At 66.4% G+C, this 11,314-nt stretch carries 9 protein-coding genes; 1 reads left to right on the top strand and 8 read right to left on the bottom strand.

Going from position 1 to position 11,314, the window contains the following annotated elements:
- Positions 1 to 241: 241 nt before the first annotated feature.
- Entirely contained in the window at positions 242 to 1,756 is a 1,515-nt protein-coding gene (locus BAY15_RS02880; RefSeq protein WP_068848813.1) for an acetyl-CoA hydrolase/transferase family protein, read from the top strand.
- Positions 1,757 to 1,974: 218 nt separating this feature from the next.
- On the opposite strand, the gene hglS is transcribed toward BAY15_RS02880, so the two are convergent.
- The 8 genes from hglS to BAY15_RS02840 all read right to left on the bottom strand — a co-directional run bounded on the left by hglS (position 1,975) and on the right by BAY15_RS02840 (position 11,302).
- On the bottom strand, positions 1,975 to 3,339 hold the full coding sequence (gene hglS / locus BAY15_RS02875) for a 2-oxoadipate dioxygenase/decarboxylase HglS (RefSeq protein ID WP_068848811.1): 1,365 nt from the start codon (positions 3,337 to 3,339) through the stop codon (positions 1,975 to 1,977).
- A gap of 106 nt (positions 3,340 to 3,445) precedes the next feature.
- The gene (locus BAY15_RS02870) at positions 3,446 to 4,000 is read right to left on the bottom strand and encodes a hypothetical protein (protein ID WP_068848809.1); all 555 of its coding nucleotides are present in this window, start codon (positions 3,998 to 4,000) and stop codon (positions 3,446 to 3,448) included.
- 4 nt (positions 4,001 to 4,004) lie between these two features.
- Positions 4,005 to 4,751, bottom strand: coding sequence for an HAD family hydrolase (locus tag BAY15_RS02865; protein WP_068848807.1), 747 nt, complete (start codon positions 4,749 to 4,751; stop codon positions 4,005 to 4,007).
- A 95-nt stretch (positions 4,752 to 4,846) separates the two neighbouring features.
- Positions 4,847 to 5,263, bottom strand: a complete 417-nt coding sequence (locus BAY15_RS02860) for an EF-hand domain-containing protein (RefSeq protein WP_068848805.1) — start codon at positions 5,261 to 5,263, stop codon at positions 4,847 to 4,849.
- A 219-nt stretch (positions 5,264 to 5,482) separates the two neighbouring features.
- The gene (locus BAY15_RS02855) at positions 5,483 to 5,860 is read right to left on the bottom strand and encodes a hypothetical protein (RefSeq protein WP_068848803.1); all 378 of its coding nucleotides are present in this window, start codon (positions 5,858 to 5,860) and stop codon (positions 5,483 to 5,485) included.
- A gap of 59 nt (positions 5,861 to 5,919) precedes the next feature.
- Positions 5,920 to 6,648 carry a M15 family metallopeptidase gene (locus tag BAY15_RS02850; RefSeq protein WP_068848801.1) on the bottom strand — a complete coding sequence of 243 codons (729 nt, stop codon included), beginning with the start codon at positions 6,646 to 6,648 and terminating at the stop codon, positions 5,920 to 5,922.
- Complete coding sequence (locus BAY15_RS02845) at positions 6,602 to 8,227, bottom strand: serine hydrolase domain-containing protein (protein ID WP_068848799.1); 1,626 nt, start codon at positions 8,225 to 8,227, stop codon at positions 6,602 to 6,604. Before BAY15_RS02845 ends, BAY15_RS02850 begins: the two co-directional genes overlap by 47 nt.
- 48 nt (positions 8,228 to 8,275) lie before the next feature.
- The gene (locus BAY15_RS02840) at positions 8,276 to 11,302 is read right to left on the bottom strand and encodes a TonB-dependent receptor (protein ID WP_068848797.1); all 3,027 of its coding nucleotides are present in this window, start codon (positions 11,300 to 11,302) and stop codon (positions 8,276 to 8,278) included.
- Between the last annotated feature and the right edge of the window lie 12 nt (positions 11,303 to 11,314).

The following is an 11,314-nucleotide window of genomic DNA, read 5'->3' as shown; positions in this document are numbered from 1 at the left end:
GCCCGCTTGCAGCGAACTGCCAGCGGGCTCTGCTCCCTCCCCCACGTCGGGATGCAGGGCGATCTTCTAGGCTCCGCGAACAAGTTGCACGCTGCACTGCAAAACAATACTGGCGGGTACAGATGCCCTCATTTAACTGAATAGGACCTCATATACCGGGAGAACGCCATTCCACCTTGGTCGCACCCGGGACGGTGGTGCGATGGCGGATAATGAATATCCCCCACATAACGTAGTCGTCATGTCCGTTGATCGCATTGCCGACGCGCGCCTGCGCGCTCGCGTTGTATCTGCCGAAGCCGCCGCCGCGCTGATCCAGCCGGGCGAAACGGTGGCCATGAGTGGTTTCACCGGCTCGGGCTACCCCAAGGCGGTGCCGGTGGCGCTGGCCCAGCGCATCGAGGCCTTCCACGCCGACAACCTGCCCTTCCAGATCAGCCTGATGACCGGCGCGTCCACCGCGCCGGAACTGGACGGCGCGCTGGCCAAGGCCGATGGCATCGCCATGCGCATGCCGTTCCAGAGCGACCCGGACGCGCGCAACCGCATCAACGCCGGCCTGCTGGACTACATCGACATCCACCTCAGCCACGTGGCCCAGCATGTGTGGTTCGGGTTCTATGGCGAGATCGATACGGCAGTGATCGAGGTCTCGGCGATCCGCGAAGACGGTTCGCTGGTGCCCTCCACCTCGGTGGGCAACAACAAGACCTGGCTGGACCTGGCCAGGAAGGTGATCGTCGAGGTCAACGAATGGCAGCCGGCCGGCGTGGACGGCATGCACGACATCTACTACGGCACGGCGCTGCCGCCGCACCGCAAGCCAATTCCGCTGATCCACGGCAATGACCGCATCGGTGAAACGGCGCTGCGCTGCGACCCGGACAAGATCGTGGCGGTGGTGCGCACCAACGGCCCGGACCGCAACAGCCCGTTCAGCCCGATCGATGCGACCAGCGAGCAGATTGCGGCGTACCTGATCGAGTTCCTGCAGCACGAAGTGGCGCGCGGTCGCCTGCCGGCCAACCTGCTGCCGCTGCAGAGCGGCGTGGGCAATATTCCCAATGCAGTGTTGGCAGGGCTGGGCAAGAGCGGCTTCCGCGACCTGAGCGCGTTCACCGAGGTGATCCAGGACGGCATGCTGGACCTGCTGCGCGACGGGGTGCTGAGCTATGCCTCGTGCACCGGGTTCGCGCTGAGCCCGCAGGCCAATGAGACGTTCAAGGAGAACATCGATTTCTACCGCGAGCGCATCATCATGCGCACGCAGGAGATTTCGAACCATCCGGAGCTGGTGCGCCGCCTGGGCTGCATCGGCATGAACGGGATGATCGAGGTGGATCTGTACGGCAACGTCAATTCCACGCATGTGATGGGCACGCGGATCATGAACGGCATTGGCGGTTCGGGTGATTTCGCGCGCAACGGGTTCCTGTCGGCGTTCCTGAGCCCGTCCACAGCGAAGAACGGGACCATTTCGGCGATCGTGCCGATGGTGAGCCATGTGGACCACACCGAGCACGATGTCTCGGTGATCGTGACCGAGCAGGGGTTGGCGGATCTGCGTGGGTTGCCGCCGCGCAAGCGTGCGCGGGTGGTGATCGATAATTGCGCGCATCCGGATTTCCGCGACCAGCTCAATGATTATTTCGAGCGGGCGAGCCGCGACAGTTACGGTAAGCACACTCCGCACCTGCTGCCCGAAGCGTTGTCGTGGCACCAGCGGTGGTTGGATACGGGGACGATGAAGGCCTGAGATGATGCAACGAAAAACGCCGGGATTTCCCGGCGTTTTTTGTTCGCGATGGTAGGGTCGGTTCCCGAACGACCGCCGATAACGATGCAACGTCCGGTAACGCATGACCCCGGGCAAAAACAAACGCCGTCCCCGCCGGAGGTCATGCCACAACCGAACGCGGAAAATTCCAAGGCGGTCGATTGGGATGCGACCCTACCGGCGCATGCCGTTGCCAATTAGATTCGCAGACTATCGAGCGATTCCTGCTGCAGGCGTTCGTAAATCACGAACTCGTCCTCTACCTTCATGCCTAATGCCTGCTCGAACGCATCGCGGTTGGCATGGGCGGCATAGGCGCGCTGTTCTTCGCCGCCGAGGTTGGACTGGAAAATACCCGCGGCACTGACTGGCAGGAAATCTTCGTAGACGATCGGGTCGGCACTGGCCAGCCCTGCCGCGACCAACGCTTCGGCCGGCAGGTCGCCCACGGCGGCCGGGTTGGCGCGGCCGGCGTCGGTGAGGGCGTAGCGGTAGTAGCCCAGCCCTTCGCGGCGCAGGGTGTCGTGGTCGTCCGGGAAGGCGGTGAAGGCTGCGGCCAGGCGCGTGGGGTAATCCTGCCCGGTGCTGCCGGCGCCGCCGGCATCGCGGGCCTGGGCCAGCAGCTGGTCGTACAGCGCGCGTCCCTTCGGGGTGAGGGCCAGGCCGCGCTGTTCAATTTCGCCGAAGCGCGCGGTATGGGTGCCGGCATCGCCGCCCTCGCCGTGCGGGAAGTTCACCGTTTCCTCCAGCGCCTTGAAGCTGGTCTGGCGCAGCAGGATCGGGCAGCGGCGCGGCGGCGGGCCTTCGACCACGGCCTTGGCATCGATGCCACGGGCCAGCATGCCGGCCTGCGCGGCGTCGATGTCCAGCGTGCGCGGGGTGAGGTGGTTGATGTGCGGGCCACGGAAGCTGACCACGTCGGCCACCAGACGGTGGGCGTTGCTCAATGCCTCGTAGGTGGCCAGCGAGACGGTGGCATCGCTGTGCCAGCGGAAGGTTTCCAGTGCGGCCAGCACGAAGCGGCGGGCATCGTACTGGTCCAGGCCGCCTTCGCGTTCTGCCTGCTCGATCAGCGCCAGCGCGTCATCGGTGAAGATGCGGCGGCGCGCGAGGATGCGCGCGGATTCTTCGCGCAGGGCTTCGTCTTCGATCAGTTCCAGGCGCAGCAGCGAGGTGAACACGCGGAACGGGTTGGCGGCCAGCGCGGCAGCGGTGCGCGGGCGGAAGGCGGTGGAATGCACCGGCACGCCGGCCACGGAGAGGTCGTAGTAGCCGATGGGGTACATGCCCATGACGGCGAACAGGCGGCCCAGGGTGGCCAGCTCCTCGGCGGTGCCGACACGGATGGCGCCGTGGCGCTCCTGCGCCAGGCGGCCGCGCTCGTCATTGCGCTCGAGCTGCTCGGCCAGTGCCGGGTCGTCGGTGAGCACGGCATCGTTGATCTCGGCCACCAGGTCGACCAGGGTGCCGTACAGCGGCACTTCGGTGCGGTACATGGTGGACATGGCCTGGGCGAACAGGCTGCGGATATCGTCGGGTGAAACGAAACGGTCGGCGCTCATTACGTACTCGGCAACGGATCACGGGGAACAGCAGGTACCCATTGTCGCCGAGGTGGGCCGTACCGGGCGAGGTGCACAGCAGCATTCGCAGATGGGGCCTGGAGGGTCAGCGGGCGCGTTTGGTTTCGGCGTCAGCAGCGGCTTTGTCGCGCTGGGCGCGGTCGCCGAGCTGGCGCTTGAGGGTGGCGTCGAGGGTGACCGGGCGGTCCCAGTGGTCGTGGCTGGCCACGATGGCGTGGCGCAGGGTGCGCCAATGCGTGTTGCTGGGGGTGACCGGCATCCTGGTCACCACGTCGGCCCAGCGCTTGTCTTCGCCTTCGTCGGGCACGAAGCGCGACCAGGCCTGCACGGCGTCCCGGCAGGAGCGCTCGGTGGCCTTGGCCCAGAAGCAGGCGAAGTAGATGTCGCCCGCCTGCCAGCCATGGGTGTAGAACAGCGCAGCGATGTAATCGCGCGGGACACTGGCGTAGCGCGCGACCTCGTCGAGGAAGCTCTCCGGGTAACGCTCGGCGTAGTGGTTGATGTCCTGCAGTTGGTCATCAACCCAGGCGTCACCGGTGTGGACCTGGTAAGCCTGGGATTTTTCCGGGGTCTGCTGCGCGGCCGCCAGCAACGGCAGCCACAGCAGCAGGGCAACCAGCAGCAGGCGCAGGCGCTTCACCGGTTCAGCCGCCCGCCTTGGCTTCAATGGCGCGCAGGGCCTGCGGCCAGTCGAACGCGGTGGCCGCTTCGACCATGCGCGGCTCATCGGCAGCCACGCCATGCTGGGTTTCATGCGCCCAGGTCACCGCATACGGGGTGTGGATGCCCCAACCGCCCAGGGTGACCACCGGTTCGATATCCGAGCGCAGCGAGTTGCCGACCATGACGAAACGCTCCATCGGCAGGTCGAACTCTCCGAGCACGCGCGCGTAGGTTTCCGGATCTTTCTCGGACACGATCTCGATGCGCGGGAACAGGTCACGCAGGTTGGCGACCTTGATCTTGGCTTCCTGGTGGAACAGGTCGCCCTTGGTGATCAGCACCACTGGATACTCGCGGGCGATTTCGGCGACGGACTCGCGCACGCCATCGATCAGCTCCACCGGGTGGCGCAGGGTGTCATGGCCGATGTCGAGGATCAGCTGCAGGTCGCGTGCGGCAATGGTCTTTTCGGTGATCTCGATGGCCGCTTCCAGCATCGACAGGGTCATGCCCTTGACGCCGTAGCCGAACACGCCGAGGTTGCGCTGCTGCACTTCGAGCAGGTGGCGCGCGGTGGCGGTGTCGTGCACGTCGATGTAGCGCGACAGGATGTCGAGGTAATCCTGCTCGGCCTTGCGGTAATAGTCCTCGCTCTTCCACAGCGTGTCGTCACCGTCAAAACCGACCAGACCGATGGCGCCGGTGGGCGCGGGCATGGAGGTCATCATCGGGCAAGGATACCAAGCGCAAAAGAAGGAAGGGCGGCCCAAGCCGCCCTTCCAGGCCATTCACCGTTGTCCAGCGGTTTCAGGCAGTTGCGTGGTCAGCGGCCCGGGGCGGCGTTGCCGCCGGCTGCGGCGCCCTGCTGGGCGGCGACGTAGGCTTTGTACTCGTCCGGGGTGAGCTTGCCGTCTTTGTTGGTGTCGGCCTGGTCGAACACCTGGGCAAGGCCGGCGTTCACCTGGGCCTCGCTCTTGCTGATGGCGCCGTCACCGTCGGTATCGACGCTGGCCCAGGTCTGGCCGCCACCGCCGCCGGCCTGCGCCGAGGCCTGGGCGGCCGCGCCGGTGGCCGCATCTGCCGCCTGGTCTGCCTGTGCCGCCGACTGCTGGGCCTGCGCGGCCTGGGTCTGGGCCTGCGCGGCACTCTGCTGTGCGGTCTGTGCCATCGCCGGAATGGCCAGAACACTGCCGGCGGCGACGATCAGGGCGATCAGGGGCTTGCGGTTGCGAATAGTCATTGGGTGGTCTCCTTGTGGGATGTTGCGCGGCTCGTTGTTTTCCGCACGGCCCCACACTGACACCCCGTTTGTGAATCGACCTTGCCCTGCAACCGGCCTGCGCACGCCGTCTTAACCACACGCGCGCAGCGCTCCGTTACCCCTGCGGTTACGCGCAGGTGAGCGGTTGGTAAGACGATCATTCAATGGGCCCGGATTTAACCGGATGCGAACGAAAACTCAGGGGTTGCTGGCGTTTTTTTCGCCTGAGCGGGAACTGAATATCAGCCAGCCCAGTGCAACACCGCCCAGCGCACCAGCCACTTCAATCACCACGCGCGAGCCCAGTTCGTTCGGATCGTGGATGGTGGCCAGGAACAGGCGTGCATACAGCGGCGACTCCAGCCGCATCATGCCCATGTAGAACAGGTTCCAGGCATCGATGCCGGCGGATGCGACCACGGACATCACGCAGGCCCAGCCAATGGCATGCCCGTCGGACCACCCCGCCCAACGGCACACCCGGTGCCACAGTGCGTACACCAGCAGGCCGACCAGCAGGGCGATGAGCCCGGCTTCCAGCGTGCCCAGCAATCCAAAGTGCAGCGGCAGGTTCATCGTGATCCGTGGGTTCGGTGAGCGCGCATTGTAGCGGCGCGCCGACCGGACGCAGGGGCTCAGCGCACCGGCACGTCGTAGGCCGTGGTGGGGCTGGGCTCGGGGGTGAGGGTGAAATGCCACCATTCCTGCGGATAGTTGGCAAAGCCCTGGCGCTGCATGGCCTGCAGCAGGGTCTGGCGGTTGCGGTACTGGATGGGGGTGATGTCGGGCGCGTTGGTATGCGCGCGTGGGCCGAAGAAGTCGAAATCGGTGCCCATGTCGACCACGCTGCAGGGGTCGCTGCGGCAGTCGAGCAGGCCCAGGTCGACGGTGGCGCCACGGCTGTGGCCGGAGGTTTCGGCGATATAGCCGCCCAGCAGCGCGGGTTTGCCGAGGCTGGGGTACTGCTGCGCCTTGCGCGACTGCTCCAGCGGGTCGTTGGCCCAGTCCACGAACGCCCGCACAGATTGTGCGGGGCGGTAGCAGTCGAACAGCTGCAGGCCGTAGCCATTGGCGCGCAGGTCGGCTTCCACCTCGGCCAGCGCCTTGGCGGCCGGGCGCAGCAGGAAGCACTTGGGCGCTTCGTAGCCGGGCACCGGGCGGCCGGTGAAGTTGTTGCTGCCGGCGTAGCGCATGTCGAGTTTGATATCCGGCGCCAGCGTGGTGATGTCGACCAGGCCGGCCTGTTCGGCGGTGCGCACCAGGGCGATGTGCACCGGCTGGGCCGACACCGGCGGTGCGGCCGCGGCGAGCAGCAGGCTAAGGGCAATCGCCGATGCGGGTGAAGTGCAGGTCCTGGTAGTCATAGCTGAAGTCGATATCCGGATCGATCGCGCTCAGGCGGAGCGTGGGCGGGGTGCCCGGCTCCACCTGCAGCCAGGGTTCTGCATCCGCCCCGAGGGTATCCCACTGCACCAGCCAGCGGGAATCGAGCTGCATCACGGTTCCGCGCAGTGTGGGCGATTTGTCCACGCTGAAGCGCAGGGTGTTGTTTTCCGGGCAGAGGCGGGCCTGGCCCAGCCAGGGGTCGCGATAGAGGCCTTGCACGGCTGCGGGATGGTCGCCACCGCGTAGAGCCACGCCCTGCGTGGCTGCGGGATGGTCGGCGCTGCCCAGCCACGCATGGCGTGGCTCTACGGGTTTGCGCGCGCTCGTATCGGGGCGCACATGGCCCGCCGCATGGCGGTTGGCTGTTTCGGCCTGCAACTGCGCGGCGTAGCTGGCTACCGTCTGCTTCTGCGCCGGGGCGGTGTAGTGCTTCAGCGCGGCCTGCATCAGCACGGTGCGCGCGTCCTCGCCTTCGCCGTTGATCAGGATCACCACGCCCACCTTGCGGTCCGGCAGCAGCGCGAGCGAGGAATACATGCCCGACAGCGTGCCGGTGTGGGCGACCTTCCACTGCCCGTCCATGTCCGACAGGCGCCAGCCGTAGCCATAGGCGGAGAAGTGCGCGTTGTCCCAGCGGCGCTGGCGTTCGCCGAGCGGCATGGGCATGTGCGCGGTCCACAGCGCGCGGCGCTGGGGTTCACTGAGCCAGCCAGGCACCCGCGTGGGATCCAGCAGCACCTGCATCCAGCGGGTCATGTCGCGCAGGCTGCAGCGGATGCCGCCGGCCGCCATCGAGGTCAGGTCCGGGGCGATGTCGGTGTCGGCGTTGACGACCACGTTGCCACTCCCGCGCCGGGCATGCGGTTGCGCCACGTTGTCCACCTTCGCCACTGACCACGTGCCGGCCTGGCAGCGGGTCATGCCGAGCGGGATGAACACTTCCTCGCGCAGCAGCTGGTCATACGGTTTGCCACCGGCAGCCGCCGCCACTTCGCCGGCCACCACGTACATCAGGTTGTCGTAGGCATAGCCGCTGCGGAAGCTGGTCACCGGCTTGAGATGTTCCAGGCCGGCGATGATGTCGGCGCGGGTGAACGCATTGGGTTCGGGCCACAGCATCAGGTCGCCCGCACCCAGGCCGAGGCCGCTGTTGTGGATGAGCAGGTCGCGGACCTGCATGTGTTGGGTGACCCACGGGTCGTGCATGCGGAACTGCGGCAGGTATTTCGTCACCGGGTCGTCCCAGGCGAGCAGGCCACGGTCGACCAGCCGCGCCAGTACTGCGGCGGTCATCGCCTTGCTGTTGGAGGCGATCTTGAACAGGGTGTCGGCGTCGATCGGCTCGCCGCTGCCAGCGCGGCGTTCGCCACGGGTGCCGGTGAATACCACCTGGCCGTTGTCGACCACCGCCATGGCGATGCCGGGCAGGTGGTGGTGTTCGACGGTGCTGTCGAGCATCGGGGTGAACGGGGACGGGACGGCCGCTGACGCAGGCAATGCGGCCGCCAGGGCGAGGGACAGCAGCAGCGTTGTGGATCGGAACGGAGGGGTGTGCATGGTTACCGTATCGGCGGGGGACGGACCTGCCGTCCCCCGCGCTGTCGATCAGAAGTTCCAGGTCACCATCAGCTGGGTGTAGCGCGGGGCCTGCCAGCGCGTGCCGGTGTTGAAGGTGTTCTCGCGGTACTGGCCCGGCTGGGCTTCGTAACGCTGGTGGACGTTGATGACGGTCTGGTTGTTGAACAGGTTGAACACCGACAGCCGGGCGCTCAGGTCGATGCCTTCCACAGGCAGGCGCCAGGTGACATTGGCGCCCATGGTCCAGGTCCACGGCAGGCGACCATAGGCACCGCGCGGGGTGTATTCGAACTGGCGCTGGTCGTACGGGCCGGAGCAATTGGCCACGCACAGCCAGCCGGTGCCGCCGCCACCGCTTTCGTTGGAGGTGCTGCCGCCAGCGACGGTGTCGTTGGGCCACATCACGCCGAAGGCGGTGACCGGGCCACCGGACTGCACCTGCAGCGTGGTGCCGAACGACCACTGTTCGTTGAGCGCGTAGGCAGCGCGCAGCTTGAACTGGTGGCGGAAGTCATTGAACAGCACGCCATAGCGTTCGTTGTTGGACGGGTGGTCCCAGTGCTGGACCATGCCGGTGTCGCCGTAGCCGGTATCGGAGTTGACCGGGCCTTCGAAGTTGCCGTCGCTGCGCGACCACAGGTAGGAGGCGTTGAACAGCCACTTCTCGTCCCATGCGCGATCGATCTGGAATTCCAGTGCCTTGTAGGTGCGCTTGGGCTTGGAGTAGCCCACCACTTCACCGCTGCCGCCCTTGCGGTAGCCGCTGTTGGCGGTATCGATGGTGATCCAGCCTTCGGTGGTGCAGCCGATGCTGGAGTCGCCCCAGATGGTCAGGCTTTCGCCCGGATTGGCGATCGGCCACAGGGTGGTGCCGGTCGGGCCGCACGGAGTGTAGTTCAGGCGCATGTCGTCCAGCGCGCGGTCCATGGTGCGGTAGGTGGCGTTGACGCCCCACGACCAGGCCTGGTTGATCATGCTCTGGAAGCCGAGGATGTATTCATCCTGGTACACGGCCTTGAGGTCGCGGTCCACGCTCTGGCGCAGGTCGGCCGCGCCGGTGTTCATGCGGGTATCCACCGGGCCGATCTGCTGGCCGATGATCGGTGCCATGTAGGGCGCACCGGTGACCGGGTTGGCCTGCTGCTGCCAGCCGTTCAACACGAAGTAGGAGTACTCGTCGGTGAGGCCGCCGGCGAAGTTGACGTTGATGTTGTTGGTCACCGGCAGGTAGTAACGGCCGGCGTTGCCGAACAGCTTGGTGGTGGCATCACCCTTCACGTCCCAGGAGAAGCCCACGCGCGGTGCGATGAGGTCGTCCATCTTGATGAAGGCGTTGCCATCGGCGGTGCGGTTCTCGAAGCGGTCCCAGCGCACGCCCAGGTTGAGCATGAGGTTGTTGGTGACGTTCCAGATGTCTTCCAGGTAGAAGGCGTTGGCTTCGGTTTCGAAGGTACCGCCGGACACGCGGTTGCGCCCGCGCAGCATCTCGGTGACACCCGGCGGCACGAAGGCGTTGGCGCCATCCCACACTTCATCGCCGGGACGGGCAACGTAGGCGGTGTAGCTGAGCTGGGTCGGGCCCGGGTAGCGGGTGGACTGCTCGGTGGTCATCAGCTCGCGGTCCACGCCGAAGCGCAGCAGGTGGCGGCCGAGCTGCCATTCGAAGTCCAGGCGGGCCACGTCGCGGGTGTCGTCGCGCTCGGCCACGGCAGCGCCGGTCGGGTGGCAGCCGGGGCGCAGGCCGTTGAGCTGGCCCAGGCGCGAGGCATAGCTGGGGTCGGTGAACACCGGGCTGCAGGCTTCATCCAGCGAGGAGCTGGTGAACGCACGCTGGTTGTTCTGGCCGACCATGGCGCGGGCAGTGAAGTTCTCGCCGAAGTGCCCGGTGTAGGTGGCCGAGTAGTTGCGGCCGCCGCTTTCGGTCACCGAATCGCCGCCCCATCCGCCGATCTGGTTCTCGTCCCAGTCATAGTTGTAGGAGCCGTTGGTGACATCGCCTTCGTCGGAGAACGCCAACAGGGCCAGGCTGTGGTTGTCGGTGATGTTCCAGTCGAGCTTGGCGCCCCAGAAGCCGTTGTTGGCTTCGTTCTTGAACCAGGTCAGCGCGTCGTTGGAGGTGTTGTGGCCATGGTCGTTACGGTCTTCGTACATGGCAAACAGGAACAGCTTGTCCTGCACCAGTGCGCCCGAGCCCCAGACATTGGTCTTGAAGAAGGAGCTGTCGTCACGGCTGGCATAGGAATGCGCGGTGCCGTCGCGGTGGAAATGGTCACGGCCGCTGGAGCGCCACGCGCTGGGTTCGGCGGTGACTTCCACGCCGCCCTGCAGTTCGTTGCTGCCCGAACGGGTCACCGCGTTGATCACGCCGCCGGTGGAACGACCGAACTCCACCGAGTAGCCCCCGGTCTTGACCTGGAACTCGCTGAAGAAGGCGAACGGTGCGCTGGAGAAGCCGCGCCGGGTGTACATGTCGGTGACGTTGAGGCCGTTGATGAACACCGCGTTTTCGGCCACCGACGAACCGGCGAAGGACAGGCCGCCAAAGGTGGAGTTGCCGCCGACCACGCCGGGCGCCAGCAGCGCCACCGCGCTGAGGTCCTGCGCCACGGGCAGGCGCTGCAGTTCCTGGCGGTTGACGTTGAACGAGGTTTCGGTGGTCGATACGTCCACGCGGTTGACCACGCGCGTGCCGACCACCTGCAGGGCATCGAGGTTGACCACGCCGCCGCCACTGGCCAGGTTCACCGTGGTGGTGCCGCCAATAGCCACGCTGACCGCCACCGGGTCGCCGAGCTTCTGGCCGTCGCGGCTGAGCTGCAGCTGGTAATCGCCCACCGGCAGCTGGCCGAGGCGATAGCTGCCATCGGCGCTGGCGGTGACGGTGCGGGTCAGGCCGGTGCTGTTGCTGACCACGGTGACCTGGTCACCGGCGCTGGCCCGGCCGGCCACCGCACCGCTGACTGCCTGTGCGTATGCAACCGTTGGCAGCACGCTGCCGAAACACGCACCCAATGCGACGCATAGCGCCGCCCGCTTCAAACCGTTCGCTTTCATTCCCTGCTCTCT

The organism is Stenotrophomonas rhizophila, from assembly GCF_001704155.1.
Lineage (GTDB): Bacteria > Pseudomonadota > Gammaproteobacteria > Xanthomonadales > Xanthomonadaceae > Stenotrophomonas > Stenotrophomonas rhizophila_A.
The sequence above is the reverse complement of the archived record's forward strand: the minus strand, read 5'-3'. Positions and strand labels throughout refer to the sequence as shown.